Raw genomic sequence first — 17,420 nt, 5'->3', positions numbered from 1 at the left:
TGATCAGGTTGAGGCTGTTTTGGTTTTGTAAACGGTCTCAACCTGTGCTGCAAGTAAGAGAAAAACCAGGAAGAATAGTAGGGCCGTAAAGCCAAATATGGAAAACATACCGAAACTTAAGGACAATAACCCGGCGGAGATGGGGCCAAGAACATTACCCAGCAAAGCTGCGCCACCGGTTATGCCAAAGGCGGCACCCCGTTTGTTTTCCGGTAACCTATAGGCAATAATAGTGTTGGAGCAGGGGACCATCACACCGATACACAGGCCGCTGAGGGCCCGCAACAGGGATAATGCCGTCAGATTATCCACCGCTAATTGCCCGATGAAAGACAATGCTCCGATCAATGCGGCTCCGACCAGAATTTGTTTATTGGAAACATATTTATTGATATAACCGATACCTGCGGAAGCAATGGCACTGGCAATGCCGGCAATGGCAATAATCATGCCGGATATGCTGGCGATATTGTTATGATTAATGCCCAGTGACTGGATGTATTGCGGCAGGATAGGACCAATGCTTTGAATGGCGAACTGGGCCAAAAACTGAATAAACAGCAGTAATTTTACACTTTTAAGCGAACAAACGTATTGGATGTTTTTCCATATGGATGTTTTTTCTTTTTCCACTGACGGAGTGTATTTTTCCGTTACGGCAAAGTGCAAGATAACAAGTGAACATAAGCACAGTACACCAAAAACAATAAAAGGCTGGCGGTAGCCGAAAGTATCGGCGACAAACCCTCCGGCCATAGGACCGGTGGCCGCCCCAATGATCATGGCCGATTGAAACATGCCGATGGTAAACGGGATCTTTTCCGGCGGTGACATGCTTGTAACCAATGCGGTGGCCGCCGCCGTAAATCCTCCGCAAAAACCCTGGAGTATGCGTAAAATCAGAAGTTGGTAGACATTGGAAACAAAGGACATGGCTATAATGATCAGACCGAAAAAGAGCAGGACCTGTTTAACCAATGCCTTGCGGCCCCTGCGATCGGCTTTTGCTCCCCAGTAGGGGTTGGACAATGCGGCACATAAGGAGGTGATGCCCATTAGCAGCCCGGACCACACGCTGACCGCTGCCGTACCGGTCACACCCAGCTGTGTAACATATAGCGGCAAAAAGGAAATTACACCGGTAATTGCACTCATCCCAATGAACTGGATGCCCCACATAACGGCCAGATTTTTTTTCCATTCCGTTGACAACATGACTAAAAATACCTTCTTTTAAGACCCATGGGAACAATTAGTATTGACAATATTTTATGAGCTCCTGTACATTATAGCATAGACCATAGTATACTAAAATTACCAAAAAAATATAGTATATATATGAAAAATATATAGGTTTGGGGTGTACAGATGGATATCCGGGATCTGAAATATTTCTATGCCATTGTGGAAGAAGGGAACATAAGCCATGCTGCCAGGCGGCTGAATATAGCCCAGCCGCCGCTTAGCAAACAAATGAAACAACTGGAAGATGCCTTGGGAGTTCAGCTGTTTGAACGCGGCAGCCGACGGATACGGCTTACCGAAGCCGGCAAGCTGCTGCGAGGACGGGCGGAACAAATTCTGGGTTTGATGGATACCACGATGAAGGAAATCACCGACCTGAATGCCGGGGTGGTGGGGACGGTAGCCATTGGTACGGTTACTTCGTCGGGTGCGGCATTGTTGCCGAAGTGGATTCAAAAATTTCATGATTTATATCCCCATGTTACTTTTGAATTATGGGAAGGCGACGGATATCATATTCTGGAGCTGCTGGATAACCGGATTATTGAAATCGGTATTGTCCGTGCTCCGTTTGATTCCAGCGGCTACGAGTCCATCAGCCTGCCGGATGAGCCGCTGGTTATTGCCATGAAACAGGAGGGCTGCTATTGCGGTGATGACCCGGAACAGGTACGGCTCATAGAGTTGCAGAATCAGCCGTTGATTGTTCCCCGGCGCTGGCGTAATGTATTTTACGAAAGTTGCCAGCGGGTCGGCTTTAAGCCTAAAATTGTTTGTATAAGCGATGGAATTTTACAAAATTTATTATGGGTTAAACTGGGGATCGGTATGGCGATTGTACCACAATCTGCTGCAGGCCTGATTTACGATTCTGCCCTGGCTTACAAGAAGATTGTCGAACCCGGAGTAAGTACGCAAACGGTCATTGTATGGGGGCAAAAGCACAATTTATCCTCTGGCGGCCGTCATTTCCTGGGGCTGCTAAAAGATTTTGTCCCGTAAAAAGACAACCAGTCAGCATGAAAGCCCGCTAAGATCATCTTAGCGGGTTTTCATGCTGTTAAGGGGAATTATAGGTTGTTTTCTAATCTTATTTTAATAATAATGTTGGAAAGTTATGCTTATAGCAACAGCATAGACCAATACGCCAAGGGGGATAGCTGTCAATACACGTGTATTGACAGCTATCCCCCTTGGCGTTACAATGAGTACGTGAATCTTGAAACAAAGAATAGGTAGAGGGGAAGAAAGCTTTGATAGAATTAGCACAGGAGATAAACAGGCTGAAGCAGGAACGCAACGCCGTGATTCTTGCCCACAATTATCAGTTGGATGAGGTCCAGGCTGTGGCCGATTATGTTGGTGATTCATTTTATTTAAGCAAAATCGCCGCCAGTGTGGCCTGTGAAGTGATTGTTTTTTGCGGTGTGTTTTTTATGGCTGAAACGGCAAAAATGCTGTCACCGGAAAAAACGGTGTTATTGCCGGAGGCGGATGCAGGCTGTCCACTGGCGGACACCATTGATGCCGAGGCAGTACGGGTACTTAAGCGTCAGCATCCCGGGGTTCCGGTTGTTTGTTATATCAATTCGTCAGCGGAGGTAAAGGCAGAAAGCGATGTCTGTTGCACTTCCGCCAATGCCGTGCAGGTAGCCGGATTATTGCCGGGAAATAAAGTGATTTTTATCCCGGATAGCAATCTGGGAAACTATGTGGCTAAACAGTTGCCGGATAAGGAATTTATACTTTGGGAGGGCAGTTGTGTTACCCACGCCAAGGTACAGGTTGCCGATGTGCTGAAAGCCCGTGAAAAGTATCCTGCAGCGAAAGTGCTGGTGCATCCTGAATGTTCGCCGGAAGTGGTCAGCCTGGCTGATTTTGCCGGCAGCACTTCGGAAATCATCCGGTATGCGGAGGAAATGCCGGACCGGCAGTATCTTATTGGTACGGAGGCAGGGGTATTGTGCAGGCTGCGGGCCAGTCAGCAGCACAAGGAATTTTTACTCCTGCACGCCGGTCTGTTTTGTCCGAATATGAAGAAAACCCGTTTGGAAAGTATTCACCGGGCGCTACTTGCGAATCAGTGTGTTATGAAACTTGATAGCACTGTAGCCCGAAAGGCTACTCTCACATTAAGAAAAATGCTGGAGATGGTGTAATGTGAAAGGGCGGGAATATAGTAACGGAATGCTGCCTGCCGGCCAATACCCGAAAAGCAGGCGGTATGATGTAATCATTGTCGGTATGGGGGTTGCCGGATTGACGGTTGCTTTGTCTTTGGATAAAAAGCTTCGAATAGCTCTGGTCAGTAAAAATTCCCTGGACGAAAGTAGTACTTATAAAGCACAGGGTGGTATGGCGGTTGCGGCCGGAACTGATGACAGTGCGGCGCAACATGCGGCGGATACGTTGCATGTTGGCAAGGGGCTTTGTTCAAAAGAAAGCGTTGCTGTGCTCACCCGGGAGGCTCCTGCTGCTTTGGACTTTTTACAGACTATGGGGACCAGGTTCTGTAAAAGTGAACAAGGCCTGGAACTGGCCAGGGAAGGCGGCCATTCGCGTAAGCGGGTGGTGCACCATTATGATTTTACCGGAAGGCATATTGCCGAAGTGCTAGCTCGTCAGACTGCCGGCAGGAGCAATATTGAATGTTGGGAAGATACCTTTCTTATAGATATTTTAACAAATGCACAAGGCTGCTGTGGCTGTCTGGTTAAGAAAAAAAAGCAAACGCTACAGCTTTTGGCGCCCGCGGTCGTAATTGCTGCCGGTGGTTACAGCGGGATTTTCGGCCGTTCTACCAACTCCGTTGCGGCCAATGGTGACGGGATTGCGGCTGCCTATCGTGCCGGAGCAGTTATAACGGATATGGAGTTTGTCCAGTTTCATCCTACTGCGGTTACTTTGCCGACAGGCAAGGTTTTTTTGGTAAGTGAAGCGCTGCGAGGTGAGGGAGCGTTACTGGTAAATGCCGCCGGGGAGCGGTTTATGCCTAACTATCATGAAAGCGCCGAACTGGCCCCGCGGGATGAGGTGTCCAGGGCCATGCTGGCTGAACTGGAGCGGCAGCAGGGCGGCTGTCTTTATCTTGATGCCAGGGCTTTAGGACAAGACTATCTGATGGAACGATTTCAGGCAATTTATGCTGAATTGGCGGAGCACGGTTACTTCATGGAAAAACAATTGATTCCGGTGCTGCCCACCGCGCATTATACCATTGGTGGAATAAAGACCGACCTGTGGGGGCAAAGCAGCATTCCGCACCTTTATGCCTGCGGGGAATCGGCGGCAACCGGTGTTCACGGGGCCAACCGGCTGGCCAGCAACTCTTTGCTGGAGGGAGTCGTGTTTGGCCGCAGGGTGGCTGCGCATATTCATGATAATAGCCGGAACCCTTTGCAGACGGCAGACTTTTCGGCTGCTGAAAGACGCAAACGGCATTCGTTGCCGCCGGTAGCTTTGTTGCGGAAGAAAATGGATGTGACAGCCGGGGTGGTCCGGCAGGGTAGAGAACTTAAGGACATGACCGAGTGGCTGCACCAGCAGCAGGAAGCCAACCGCCAAGAGGAGGGGCAACCTGATTTTTCTGCCGATAATGCTTATCTCTTAGCAGGGTTATTGGTTGAGGCTGCGTTATTACGGCGGGAAAGCCGGGGAGGGCATTATCGAGCCGACTACCCGGTGCAAAATGACCGGGATTTTAAAAAACACAGTATTCATGTATGGGGAAAGAAGGTGAGCCTGCAATGAATCGGATTGCGCTGGAGGTTCTGATCAGTCAGGCACTGCAGGAGGATATTGGCTTTGGTGACATTACCAGCGAGGCTATCTTTACTGATGATCATGAGTCAAAAGGATATCTTTTGGCCAAGCAGGATATGATTCTGGCCGGGAGGGAGGTATTTACTCATGTTTTCCGGATGCTGGATGAACGGATTGGTGTCGAATGGCATCGCCAGGACGGCGATGCTGTGCAAAAAGGTGATATTTTTGCTCATTTTTACGGCCCCACCCGGTCGCTGCTTTCCGGGGAACGGGTAGCGCTGAATTTTTTACAGCGCATGACGGGAATTGCCACGGAGACAAGAAAATATGTGGCTGCCTGCGCTCATTCGGGGGCGGTGATTGTTGATACCCGCAAGACGACACCGGGTCTTCGGATGCTGGAAAAATATGCGGTTACTGCCGGTGGCGGCAGCAATCACCGTTATGGATTGGATACCATGGTGATGATTAAAGACAATCACAGCAAGGCAGCGGGAGGCATAGTGCCGGCCGTACAAAGCGTACGCAGCCGCGTATCGCCGTTTATCAAAATAGAAGTGGAAACCGAGAGTCTGGCTGAGGTCCGGGAAGCACTTGCCTCAGGCGTTGATGTGATTATGCTGGATAATATGCCGCTGGACGTGGTCGAAGAAGCGGTGCGGCTGATTAATCACCGAGCTTTGGTCGAAGTTTCCGGAAACGTAACACTGGAGACCGTTGCCAAACTGGCGGCAACCGGAGTGGACATCATATCCAGCGGCGCGTTGACCCATTCGGTAGCGGCAGCCGATATCAGCATGAAGATGGAATAGGATAAAGTCGGTAGGGAAACGGTTCGATAGAGAACGCAATAAAGCGGACTTTAAGTCATAAAGTCCGCTTTATTGCGTTTTTGTGAAAGCTTAGTCATATTCTGGTCAGGGAACCCAGGCTAAGGTGAATAAATGAAATCCGCAAGCCTGTTTGCCCCCCAGCGGTTTAACGTGGTCTTAGCATAGAGTAAAAAGCTGCAGGCTCGGGTCATATGTAAACGCAGCCAAAAGCGCCTGCCGCCAACAGCAGCAACAGGACAGATGCTACGATTAGAATCTTGTGTCTGGAAGATAACAAACCGGGACCCCTTCTTTAGGAAACGATTTGTTTACCTAAACCAATTCAACAGATACAAAGCCATTCCTGTCGACAACATGCTAAATAAAATAACATTCCGTTTTGGACTGTTCTTCAATATTTTATTTCCATTGATCTTGTAGTATGATTATTACAATACCATGACAACATGCTCAGGCATGCGTATCAAATGTGTTTAAGGGGGATTCTTATGGAAAAATCCAAGGTGTATTTTTCAAACTTGCGGGCGAGTTCCAATATGAATTTACTGCAAAAACTGGAACGTCTGGTTAGAAGAGCAGGCATTGGTGACATTGATTTTAAGGGGAAATATACGGCAATTAAAATTCATTTCGGCGAACCGGGCAATTTGGCCTACCTCCGGCCTAATTATGCCAAGGTGATTGTCGATGTAGTAAAGAGCCTGGGTGGCAAGGTATTTCTTACCGACTGTAATACCTTGTATGTCGGGCGGCGCAAAGATGCCCTTGAGCATATGGACGCCGCCTATGAAAATGGTTATAACCCGTTTACCACCGGCTGTCAGATCATCATTGGCGACGGGCTGAAGGGGACCGATGAAGCTTATGTGCTGGTTCCGGTCGGTAAGCATGTAAAAGAGGCTAAAATCGGAAGAGCCATTATGGATGCCGACATTGTGATCAGTTTGAATCATTTTAAGGGACATGAACTTACCGGTTTTGGCGGTGCATTGAAAAACATTGGCATGGGCTGCGGTTCTAGGGCCGGTAAAATGGAAATGCACAGTGACGGCAAGCCCCGGGTTAAGACAGCCGCCTGCGTTGCGTGTGGTGCCTGTATAAAAATTTGCGCACACGGCGCAATCAGTATGGTTGATAAAAAAGCCGGGATTGATCACGCGGTATGCGTCGGCTGCGGACGATGTATTGGGATGTGCCATTTTAATGCGATAACGGCGGCCTGGGATGAATCCAATGATGTTCTTAATGAAAAAATCGCTGAATACAGCTGGGCTGTACTTTATGGCAGACCCCATTTCCACATCAGTATGGTCATTGATTTGTCTCCGAATTGTGACTGCCATTCGGAAAATGACGTACCCATTATTCCGGATGTCGGTATGTTTGCCTCCTTTGACCCGGTAGCGCTGGATGTCGCCTGTGCGGATATGGCTAATCGTGCACCGGCCTTTCCGGGTAGCTATTTAGCCGAACAATTGGAAAAACAGGGCGGCAATGCTGGCGCCCGGCAGGATCATTTCCATGTGACTCACCCGGAAACCAACTGGATGTCTTGTGTTGATCACGCTGAAAAAATCGGCATTGGCCAAAAGGCCTATGAGCTGATCGAGATTTGATGATGATTTTGTCTGTAATCACGAAATTTTACATTGCATACAGCAAAGACGGGCTTTTTCAGCCGCTGTCTTTGCTGTTTGGTCTAGTATCCTGTGGAAAAATATTTTCGTTACCGGATTTTAGCGGATACGGCTGCCGGAAATAAACGCAGGCCTTTTAAACTGATCTTGCAGGTATAAACAGAAGCCTATTGCGGAGACACTAAACGTTGATCCTGAAAGGATAATACCCTATAAAGGACGAAAAACTAAAAGAATATACTGTATTATCCGGTTAGCTCTAGAAAATTAAATTTTGCGGTTGTATAATACTGTTCTATGCGCTATACTGATACAGTGTCAACTTTTGTTCATGGGAAAATCGCTTGTGTGGTGAACCGGAAAATGGATGACAGCGGTTATATGGGATTAGCTTTGGCGGAGGCACGTAAAGCGTATGATTTAGGGGAAATCCCTATCGGAGCGGTACTGGTAGTAGATAATGAGGTAATAGCCAGTGCGCATAACATGCGTGAAAGCTGGAATGACGCCACTGCTCATGCCGAAATCATTGTAGTCCGGCAGGCGTGCCAAAAGCTTGGACGGTGGCGTTTGACGGGAGCAACGATTTATGTTACTATAGAACCGTGCCCGATGTGTGCCGGGGCACTGGTGATGGGGCGTGTTGACCGGTTGGTGTATGGTAGTTCGGATTACAAAGCCGGGGCAGTCGAATCCATCTTTAATATTGTCCAAAATGCGGCATTAAATCATCAAATGGCAGTAACCTCAGGTGTGCGCAGGGAAGAATGCGCTGCGTTAATGAAAGATTTTTTCCGTGAACGGAGAAGAAACTAACATATTTATTATTTGGAGAGGTGTCCGAGTGGTCGAAGGTGCTTGACTCGAAATCAAGTGTCCTGTCAAAGGGACCGTGGGTTCGAATCCCACCCTCTCCGCCATAGAAATCTGGTAAATTAGAGTCTTTGCTATTTGCAGGGCTTTTTTTATTTTGTTGACTTTCAACTAAGGTTGTACCCCACCAGGGGATGGAAGCTCGAGAGCATTTATTTCATAGCTGGAGAACTCATAGGGATATAGTGGCTCCGGCTTACATAAAAAAGGCCAGCAGCTACTGGCCCTGGAACTGTTGAGTAAATTTCGCCTCCATTTTAATTTATTAAACGTACTAGTCATCATCATCGTAATCGTAATAGCGATTTACATAAGGAGAATATCTCCCGTCACGAAAATAAGGAGATCCCCATAGGGAACCTATTCCCAGGCCCAATACGAATGCTCCCCAAAAGGGAAACCGGCTTTTAAAATAAAAATTTCGTTGCCTTCTTATGCATTCTGGACAATAATAGGACATCTAATCACCTCCTCACCATATCTTATGTATACGCAGTATATTTTGTGAAAAAGAAAGGGGCTGGTCCTGAAAGGGGGAAAGCCTATATTATCAGATATAATTCTTTTTCTTTTCTTGCCGGCCCGGTCAGGCCGGTTTTTCTTATTTTGATAAAAATATGGTAATATTAAATAACACAGTATATCGAAAAGAGGCTGATTAATGAAGAAAAACAAGATTTTGCAACAAATAAAGCGCTATTCCTTACTTTTTATAGGGGCGATTATTTATGCTGCAGGGCTGGAAATATTTCTGGTCCCCAATAATGTAATTGATGGCGGGGTTGTTGGTATTGCAATCATGATCAGCTATCTGAGTGGTTGGCCGTTTTGGGTCTTTCTAATTCTCGTGAATATACCGTTTATTTATTTGGGGTATCAACAAATTGGAAAGACGTTTACCATCTCAACTTTGTTTGCCATTCTTTCCTTATCCTATTGGACCAATGTATTTTTGCCAATTCCCGGATTAACAGATGATTTGTTTTTAGCTTCAGCATTTGGCGGTATCATTCTGGGAGTTGGGGTAGGACTCATTGTCCGATACGGAGGTTCGCTGGATGGAACGGAAATTGTAGCTATTTTAATGGACAGGCGGACCAGTTTTTCCGTAGGTGAATTTGTCATGGTAATCAACCTGTTTATTTTGAGCGCCGCAGGGCTGGTATTTGGCTGGGACCGGGCCATGTATTCCCTGTTTACCTATTATATTGCGTCAAAAGTAATTGATATTACGATTAAAGGACTGGATGAATCCAAAGGTGTTATCATTGTATCGGATTATTCGGCAGACATTACTGCGGCATTGATGGACCGGCTGGGCAGAGGTGTAACGGTGCTCCATGGTGAGGGGGCATACAGCAATAACCCCAAGAAGGTTCTTTATGCTGTAATTACCCGATTGGAAATTGCCAAATTGAAAGCAATTGTCGAAGAAATTGATGAGAAGGCTTTCGTAACGATTAGTGACGTATATGATGTCTTTGGAGGAACATTTAGGAAAAAAGCCATTCATTAATCTGATGATAACAGGTTATTTGTGTTTAGAAATAGTTCGGAATCTAGGGCCGCCCGGTGGCTTTGGCATCGACTTTTTACGTCGGAGGATGTTAAGGAAAGAGCAGACTCTCTGCGGCTAAGTACAAATAGTAACTGTCGGGATAAAGGTATTTGGCGTTTCGTATCGAATTTATTTGACAAAGTTATTTTATGCAAAATGGAGAGGATTTTATGGGACATGCAGACTCGGTGCCTACGAATGAGGAAATATTAGAAGCCTTTAAGATCGTGCTGCCTTACCTGAATCATATTGTCCGGGAGGATATGGCTGTAGGGTTGACGAATCTGACCGAATATTTGGCTTATCAACGGGCTAAGGGTTTTGAACTCGATTTACCTGCCGGTAAACCGATTCAAGGTATTGAAACAATAGAGGAATGCATTCGTACGGGGAAAAACACTTTTGCTGATGTTCCGCCGGAAGTATATGGTCGCAATATAAAAACGATTTTTACACCGATATATGGCAGTAACCGGGAAATTATTGGCACACTCAGCTCCGGAATTGATTTAGAGCACAGTTTTGCTTTGGTAGCTACCGTGGAAAAACTGGCTGATTCTACTAGTCAGGCATCCGCAAGTGTTGAACAAGTTGCCCAGAGCGCCAACGAACTAGCTGAGGCAGGTCAAAGGGCGATTCAATTGGCTGAAGAGCTGATTAAACGTAATAAAGAAACGGAGCAGGTAATCGGCTTTATCCGGAATATCGCTCAGCAAACCAATCTTTTGGGTCTGAATGCGGCGATTGAGGCTGCCCGGGCCGGTGATCAAGGCAGGGGATTCGCCGTTGTAGCCGAAGAAGTGAGAAAGCTGGCGGATCAATCACAGGAGGCAACGAAAAAGATACAGACGACCCTCCAGGAAATGAGTCAAGCCGTTGCTGAAATTTACAAATCGATAGAGGTTACCAGTTCAGTTAGTCAGGAGCAGGCTGCCGCAACACAGGAAATCGCTGCGAATTTAGAACAAATTAATAAAGGGGCTCAGAATTTGGAAACCTATGTGGAAAGGTATCGATAATGAGACTGAAAACGTCCGAATATTAATCCGGACGTTTTTTTATCGATAAACCTTGTGCGGGTACTATCTGTCATGCTAAAAGCTGTCGCTATGGAAGGATATTTTTAGTTAAAATCAAACGTTTTTCTAAGACTATCCATCTATGATAAAAATGAAGAAGTGTAAATAAACTTGTCTGAGAAAGGTTGAAAAAATATGGGCAAAAATCCTATAACAGACAACGTGGTTGATTTTTCTAGATTTTTATCTGACAGCCATTTGAGGATTGATCACGAAGCGGCAAAGCAATATTTTATTAAAGAAGTACTCCCTTATGTAAGAGAGGCCGGCTTGCAGCAATTAATCAAGGCCAGTATGGCAGGAAATTCACAAGCCGTACATTTGGAAATGATGAGAATGTATGTTGAGGCTGAACTTAACAGACCGGACCCGGATAACAATATATTAAAATCATTTTTTTTGGAGCCGAATGCGGACAAATGTTCAGATCCGGCGAGAAAAAAATAGTTTTATCGACGCTTGACGGCGTCGTTTTTTTATTATCCTTAGATTACTTTTCTGTAATAATTTTGTCACAAATATGCCGTATACTGTCACCAGATGCAACCCATATATCATGTCCGGCAGGATTGTAGAGCCCTAGAATGCGGGGATTCTTTCGTCCTTTACCGAAAAGTATGGTATTTTACAGGACGATGTGGCATAATAAGGAAAATCACTATTAGCAGATAGTGGTTTAAGGAGGAATGGCGATATGGCGACATTTCAAGAAAAATTAGTGCATGCATGTCGGGTTTTTTCTGTAAGCATTGCGGATGTATGCAACGCAACCGGTGTCAAACCATTTTCGTTGTATTTGCAAATAACCGGTCAGCGTCAGCTAAGTCATAACGAGATGCTGCAACTATGTCAATTCTTTGATGTTGTTGATGATTACTTTACCAATGAAGCCATTCAATATGTTGATGAAGATGAACTTCCCGGCATACTCCGCGAGCTGATGTCTAAACCACAAAAGAATAAAAAAATTCTGTGTTATGAAGAAGTAACGGAAGAAGAAGCGGATTTTTATGAACGGATTTTTGAAGATATACGATTTTCTTCCAGCCGGAAAGATAAAGTCCCTGTGGCTATATTGTCTAAAAAGTTTCAGAAAGATTTCTGAAACTTTTTACGTCTGAAGTCGGATTTGTTATGCGGAAAAGTAGGTTCAGGAATAACACAGCAGGAATTTTAGGCAGTACATAGCGAAGATAGAGAAAAAGACAGACGGTTTGCAGGCCGTATAATAAAAGGGTGAGATGCTGTGCATATTGGGGAGTTATTTAAAAAGAAAGCTAAACCGGTCGTTTCTTTGGAGGTTTTTCCACCTAAACCTACGTCGCCCATTGAAAATGTTTTTAACACACTGGAGGGACTAAAGGCGCTAAAGCCCAGTTTTATCAGCGTCACTTATGGTGCCGGGGGCGGTAATTCCGCCCGGACGCTTGAGATTGCCGACCGGATTAAAAACCACTGCGGTATTGAAGCCTTAGCACATCTGACCTGTGTTGGTTTGGCACGTGAAGAAATTGACAATATGTTAGACCGGCTGGAGGCGTGCCAAGTGCATAATGTTTTAGCGTTAAGAGGAGATCCTCCTGCCGGTGAAATTTCCTTTAAGCAGCCTGCCAACGGATATAGGTATGCGCAAGAACTGATAGGCCATATTAAAGATCGCCGGCAGTTTTGCATTGCAGCGGCTGCTTATCCGGAAGGGCATATGGAATGCCGCGATATGGGAAAAAGTATAGAGTATCTGAAAATGAAGGTGGATCAAGGTGTTGATTTTTTAATCACCCAACTGTTTTTTGACAATAACAGTTATTACGCGTTTCGGGAGAGAGTACTACAAGCCGGTATTGACTGTCCGATTTCCATCGGCATCATGCCGGTATTAAATGCGGCTCAGATTGAACGGATTACGTCACTATGCGGAGCACGGATACCAGAAAAACTAAAGATACTTTTGGATAAATACCGGAATTCGACAGCCGATATGGAAAAAGCCGGTATTGAATATGCCTGTGAACAAATTCTGGATTTAAGGGACCATCAAATTGACGGGATACATTTGTACACTATGAATAAAGTGGAACAGATAAAAACAATTTTGCAGCAAACCGGAATAACAACTATGGTGTAAAATCTCCTAAAAACTTTGCAGGCTGGAGACTTGTTGTGCAATTGCGTTGGAAACAGATAAAATGCTGGTTAGGTTGGTTTCCGGGTCTGTGTTCAGGGTATCCAGAATATTCAGCAGTATCAGTATTGTATAAATGGCAGCAAAATCTCCGAATTGCAGTGCCTTATTGGCTGTCAGAGAGTGCTTTGCAGCTATTTGTGCCAATACTTCATCCCTCATAGCAAGCCCCCCTTGGGATACGTTTTGTGAAATATTGTATGCTGCAGCAGGTAAGAATTGACACTATTCCTTTATCTAATCTTCTATTGACAACTGTTTTGATAAATGATAATATATTTTGCGTAGCCGATACACGATACGTGTTTTGACTTGACAAATTGCAGATGGTTTAAACATGGTAGACCCGGAGAGATGTCCGAGCGGTTGAAGGAGCACGCCTGGAAAGCGTGTGTACGGGAAACTGTACCGAGGGTTCGAATCCCTCTCTCTCCGCCAGAAAACATAAACAGCCGCTTTGCGGCTTCTGTTTTTAAGGTCGGACCGCGGTAATGTTGGGTCTTGCGCAATAGGAACTCATGAACTCCGCCAGGTCCGGAAGGGAGCAACGGTAAGTGATCATTTCTATGTGCCGCAAGGGTGCCTGATTATTACCGTGGCCCGACGTTAAAAACAGTGACATAGCATTTTAAAAGCAGCCAGTTATTCGATTCTGGTTGCTTTTTTGGCATTAATCAGTTCTCAGCAGGAGGTAAAGCCATGTCTTATGTTGCGTTATACCGCCAATGGCGGCCACAGGATTTTCATGGGTTGGTAGGACAGGAACATATCTCGCAAACGTTACGGAATGCCATAAAATTGGGCCGGATTTCACACGCCTATTTATTTTCCGGTCCACGGGGGACGGGGAAAACCAGTACGGCTAAAATACTGGCCAAGGCTTTAAATTGCCTGCAGGGGCCAACGGCTGAGCCGTGTAATACCTGCGCTAACTGCACCAAAATTACTGCCGGTAATTCTATGGATGTTTTTGAAATTGATGCTGCTTCCAACAGGGGAATTGATGAAATCCGTGATTTGCGTGAGACCATTAAATTTGCACCGGTTGACGGGCGTTACAAAGTATACATCATAGATGAAGTACATATGTTAACAACAGAGGCCTTTAATGCCCTGTTGAAAACGCTGGAAGAACCACCGGCGCATGTGGTCTTTATACTGGCAACTACGGAAGCCCATAAAATTCCCGCTACCATTCATTCGCGCTGCCAGCGCTATGATTTCCGGCGGATCAGCAATAAAGAAATTGAAAAACGCTTGCTGGACATTGCCGGGCATACCGGTCTTACTATTGAAGATGAGGCCGTCAAAATGATTGCTGTTCATGCAGATGGCGGTTTGCGCGATGCGCTGAGTATCCTGGATCAGTGTGCTACGTTGTCCGACTCGGTTATTAATACGGAAAAGGTCCGGCAACTACTGGGGCTTGTCGGTCACGAATGGGTCATACGGTTAACTGGTTGCCTGGCTGATAAGGACGTTAAGGAAACATTACTGATTATTGACGAGTTATTTAATTTAGGCAAAGATATACGGCAGGTTTTGCTGGAAATGATACTGCATATACGGAGCCTGATGTTGTACAAAGCGGCACCGGATCTTACCGGCATTGATTTTTATGTTGAGGACAGGTCCGTATTGGCAGAACAAAGCGCCAGGTTTACGCATGAAGAATTAGTAGGTATGATTCGTTTGTTGAACGAGGCGGCCAATGAAGCCAAGCGATCGCCGGAGCCGCGGGTAACCGCTGAGATGGCCCTTCTGTCTCTCTGCCGCAACGCGAGGGACGACACGGCCGGTCTTTTAAAACGAATTGAGTTGTTGGAAGAAAAACTGGCCGGCATGGGTGATATAAAGGCAGGGCATATTCCGGTCACTCACCCGCAGGTAGCTGCACACATTGTCCCGCCGGCCGAGCCGGTTCCCAGTCCCCCCGCGGCAGCCGGACAGCGTACGGCATCTGACCTGGCAAGGCCACAGCCGGCAAATCCACCGGAAACTGTTAAGCCATCCGCCGAGCCACCTAAAGATAAAAAGCAGGTTTGGGATGGGGTATTAAAAGAATTGTTATCAGCCGGCAAACGTTCGGTGCATGCCTGTGTGGCGCAAGGCCAGTTGGTCTCACTGGACGATAAACAGGCGGTCATTCAATTTACAGCGGCCTTTCCTAAAGAGCGCACGGAAAAAGAGGATTACCGGGCTATTGTAGAGAAGATATTCATGCAAGTATCAGGAAAACAGATACAGCTTCGCTGTGTGTTAGGCAGTGCAGCAGTGCCTAAACCGGCCGAGGTTTCTACTCCGGTCAAGGCAGTAAGTTCAACCGGGAGCCTGCCGAATGTGCCGGAAAAAGAACAACATGCTTTGAAGCAGGCGCTAAAAGTATTCGGTGGTAAAGTGATAAAGCAGGAAACAAATAAGGAGGTTTAATTGAATATGTTTGGTAATATGGGAAACATGGGCAATATGGCCGGTATGATGAAGAAGGTGCAAAAACTGCAGGCGGATATGGCCAAACTGCAGGAGAAATTAAAAGCGCGTACGGTAGAAGTATCTTCCGGCGGTGGAGCCATCAAAATTATCATTAACGGTGAAAAACAAATCCAATCGGTAAAAATTGAGCCCAGTGCGGTAGATCCGCAGGATGTTGAAATGCTGGAAGACTTAATTGCCGCGGCAGTGAACGAAGCCATTAAGAAAGTGGATGACATGATGGCAGCGGAAATGGGAAAACTGACCGGAGGATTAAATCTCCCGCCGGGATTGTTTTAAAGATGCAGCAGATTGCCCCGTTGGCCAGATTAATTGAGCAATTGCGGGCTTTGCCGGGTATAGGAGCTAAATCGGCCGCCCGTTTGGCTTATCATATACTGGAAATGGATAAGGACAAGGCATTGCAGCTATCCAAGGCTATTGTTGAGGCCAAAGACAAAATCGGATATTGCCGGATCTGTTTTAATCTGACTGATTGTGATCCCTGTGCCATATGCCGGTCGCAAAACAGAGATCAGTCTGTATTGTGTGTAGTTGAAGAGCCCCGTGACGTGGCGGCAATGGAAAGAACCCGCGAATTCAGCGGAATGTATCATGTTTTACACGGGTCTTTGTCACCGCTGGAAGGAGTCGGACCGGATGAACTCCGTATTAAGGAATTACTTATGCGGCTCCGGGATGGCCGGGTACAGGAGGTCATTATGGCTTCCAATCCGGATGTGGAGGGGGAAGCTACGGCGATGTATCTTGCCCGTTTAATTCAGCCGATGGGAATCAAAGTGACGAGAATTGCTCATGGATTACCGATAGGCGGAGATTTAGAGTATGCGGACGAAGTTACCTTATCGAAAGCTCTGGAGAACCGCAGAGAAATGTTGTGATATAAAAAGCTCAAACCTTTTTTGTTAAGGTTTGGGCTTTTTTGTTTATTTGCCGCCTTTTGTGGAAAAAATAACCTCATGAGGGGGATTGATTATGCAAATAACCTGGCAAAAACTTGTTAAACAACTTTTGAGCCATGATGTAAGCCCGGCCAGATTGCCGGATTTGAAGGATATGGTGGAGGAAGCCCGGCGAGAGTGGTTGGCCGCCCAATATTATTATGATAACGTAACTGACCAGGATTTGGTGGATCATGCAGTATATATGATGCAGGCAGCGGAAAAGAAATATGTTTACCTGTTAAAACAAGCAAGACGGGCTGGCATTACTTATTATCCTTATCCAGCAGAAATAGAGGAGAATTCTAAATTGGTTTATTAGCCTATTGGCTGTATTGCCGATACATAAACACCGCTGTCAAAGGAACACCTGACAGCGGTGTTTATGTATCGAATGAACTAATTATGAGATGGAGGTAACTTTTTGTCAATTCGACTGGGGGCTTGTCCTTTTTGGCATAAATCGGACTGGCTGCGACTATATTTGTTGAAAGAGGGGTGTTAGGGGAGGGAAGACAATGGGATTGTGGCGAAGGTTTTTTTTAGGCTGGCTGTTTGAAGAACGGCATGGCCTTGCATTGCCAGGGTTGCCGGAGTTAGTTGAACAAGCGCGGAAAGAATGGCTCTATGCCCAACAATATTTTAATAATGTAAATGAGCCGGATTTGGTAGAGTATGCCATTTATCTGATAAAAGCATCCGAAAAAAAATACAACTATTTATTAAAACAAGCTAAAAAAGAAGGGATAAAAGACAGCTTGCATTTAGAAGATGCAAATAAATGCATGACAGACGGGTAATTCTGATTTACAAT

18 protein-coding genes, 2 tRNA genes and 1 other RNA gene are annotated in these 17,420 nt (G+C 45.9%); 19 read left to right on the top strand and 2 right to left on the bottom strand.

Going from position 1 to position 17,420, the window contains the following annotated elements; translation table 11 throughout:
• Positions 1-3: 3 nt before the first annotated feature.
• Entirely contained in the window at positions 4-1,215 is a 1,212-nt protein-coding gene (locus P22_RS08705; protein WP_054259851.1) for an MFS transporter, read from the bottom strand.
• 153 nt (positions 1,216-1,368) lie between these two features.
• Between P22_RS08705 and P22_RS08700 the strand changes: the two genes are divergently transcribed.
• The 12 genes from P22_RS08700 (at position 1,369) to metF (ending at position 13,115) form a co-directional block, all read left to right on the top strand.
• Positions 1,369-2,247, top strand: a complete 879-nt coding sequence (locus P22_RS08700; RefSeq protein ID WP_054259850.1) for a LysR family transcriptional regulator — start codon at positions 1,369-1,371, stop codon at positions 2,245-2,247.
• A gap of 251 nt (positions 2,248-2,498) precedes the next feature.
• Positions 2,499-3,404 carry a quinolinate synthase NadA gene (gene nadA, locus P22_RS08695; RefSeq protein WP_054259849.1) on the top strand — a complete coding sequence of 302 codons (906 nt, stop codon included), beginning with the start codon at positions 2,499-2,501 and terminating at the stop codon, positions 3,402-3,404.
• A 1-nt stretch (position 3,405) separates the two neighbouring features.
• Positions 3,406-4,995 carry an L-aspartate oxidase gene (gene nadB, locus P22_RS08690; RefSeq protein ID WP_235814596.1) on the top strand — a complete coding sequence of 530 codons (1,590 nt, stop codon included), beginning with the start codon at positions 3,406-3,408 and terminating at the stop codon, positions 4,993-4,995.
• A complete protein-coding gene (nadC, locus tag P22_RS08685) occupies positions 4,992-5,822 on the top strand; it encodes a carboxylating nicotinate-nucleotide diphosphorylase (protein WP_054259848.1) in 831 nt (276 codons plus the stop codon). The genes nadB and nadC overlap by 4 nt, the downstream gene beginning before the upstream one ends.
• Positions 5,823-6,331: 509 nt before the next feature.
• Positions 6,332-7,459 carry a DUF362 domain-containing protein gene (locus tag P22_RS08680; RefSeq protein WP_054259847.1) on the top strand — a complete coding sequence of 376 codons (1,128 nt, stop codon included), beginning with the start codon at positions 6,332-6,334 and terminating at the stop codon, positions 7,457-7,459.
• Positions 7,460-7,843: 384 nt separating this feature from the next.
• A complete protein-coding gene (gene tadA / locus P22_RS08675) occupies positions 7,844-8,296 on the top strand; it encodes a tRNA adenosine(34) deaminase TadA (protein WP_216598057.1) in 453 nt (150 codons plus the stop codon).
• A gap of 14 nt (positions 8,297-8,310) precedes the next feature.
• Positions 8,311-8,400 (top strand) — tRNA-Ser (locus P22_RS08670).
• A gap of 614 nt (positions 8,401-9,014) precedes the next feature.
• Positions 9,015-9,869: a YitT family protein gene (locus tag P22_RS08665; protein WP_054259846.1), complete on the top strand. Its 855-nt coding sequence runs from the start codon at positions 9,015-9,017 to the stop codon at positions 9,867-9,869.
• Between the two features lie 212 nt (positions 9,870-10,081).
• A complete protein-coding gene (locus P22_RS21465) occupies positions 10,082-10,930 on the top strand; it encodes a methyl-accepting chemotaxis protein (RefSeq protein ID WP_054259845.1) in 849 nt (282 codons plus the stop codon).
• Positions 10,931-11,125: 195 nt separating this feature from the next.
• On the top strand, positions 11,126-11,437 hold the full coding sequence (locus tag P22_RS08655; protein ID WP_054259844.1) for a hypothetical protein: 312 nt from the start codon (positions 11,126-11,128) through the stop codon (positions 11,435-11,437).
• 247 nt (positions 11,438-11,684) lie between these two features.
• The gene (locus tag P22_RS08650; protein WP_054259843.1) at positions 11,685-12,095 is read left to right on the top strand and encodes a hypothetical protein; all 411 of its coding nucleotides are present in this window, start codon (positions 11,685-11,687) and stop codon (positions 12,093-12,095) included.
• 141 nt (positions 12,096-12,236) lie between these two features.
• Complete coding sequence (metF, locus tag P22_RS08645) at positions 12,237-13,115, top strand: methylenetetrahydrofolate reductase [NAD(P)H] (RefSeq protein WP_054259842.1); 879 nt, start codon at positions 12,237-12,239, stop codon at positions 13,113-13,115.
• 6 nt (positions 13,116-13,121) lie between these two features.
• Here metF and P22_RS08640 read toward each other — a convergent pair whose 3' ends face one another.
• Complete coding sequence (locus P22_RS08640; protein ID WP_054259841.1) at positions 13,122-13,334, bottom strand: hypothetical protein; 213 nt, start codon at positions 13,332-13,334, stop codon at positions 13,122-13,124.
• 186 nt (positions 13,335-13,520) lie between these two features.
• On the opposite strand from P22_RS08640, the gene P22_RS08635 reads away from it, so the two are divergent.
• From P22_RS08635 to P22_RS08610, 7 genes are all read left to right on the top strand, one after another.
• Positions 13,521-13,610, top strand: a tRNA-Ser gene (locus P22_RS08635).
• 54 nt (positions 13,611-13,664) lie between these two features.
• Positions 13,665-13,764: signal recognition particle sRNA small type (gene ffs, locus P22_RS19915), an RNA gene on the top strand.
• A 107-nt stretch (positions 13,765-13,871) separates the two neighbouring features.
• Positions 13,872-15,602 (top strand): DNA polymerase III subunit gamma/tau, encoded by a 1,731-nt coding sequence (gene dnaX / locus P22_RS08630; protein ID WP_054259840.1) that lies wholly within the window; start codon positions 13,872-13,874, stop codon positions 15,600-15,602.
• A 6-nt stretch (positions 15,603-15,608) separates the two neighbouring features.
• Positions 15,609-15,944 carry a YbaB/EbfC family nucleoid-associated protein gene (locus tag P22_RS08625; RefSeq protein ID WP_054260013.1) on the top strand — a complete coding sequence of 112 codons (336 nt, stop codon included), beginning with the start codon at positions 15,609-15,611 and terminating at the stop codon, positions 15,942-15,944.
• Positions 15,945-15,946: 2 nt separating this feature from the next.
• The gene (gene recR, locus P22_RS08620; protein WP_054259839.1) at positions 15,947-16,546 is read left to right on the top strand and encodes a recombination mediator RecR; all 600 of its coding nucleotides are present in this window, start codon (positions 15,947-15,949) and stop codon (positions 16,544-16,546) included.
• 94 nt (positions 16,547-16,640) lie between these two features.
• Positions 16,641-16,928: a DUF2508 family protein gene (locus P22_RS08615; RefSeq protein ID WP_054259838.1), complete on the top strand. Its 288-nt coding sequence runs from the start codon at positions 16,641-16,643 to the stop codon at positions 16,926-16,928.
• A gap of 196 nt (positions 16,929-17,124) precedes the next feature.
• A complete protein-coding gene (locus P22_RS08610; RefSeq protein WP_054259837.1) occupies positions 17,125-17,406 on the top strand; it encodes a YaaL family protein in 282 nt (93 codons plus the stop codon).
• The last annotated feature ends 14 nt before the right edge of the window (positions 17,407-17,420 follow it).

The organism is Propionispora sp. 2/2-37 (assembly GCF_001298735.1).
In the GTDB taxonomy this organism is placed as follows: Bacteria; Bacillota; Negativicutes; order Propionisporales; family Propionisporaceae; genus Propionispora.
Note: the sequence above shows the minus strand (reverse complement) of the source record. Positions and strands in the feature narration are given on the sequence as shown.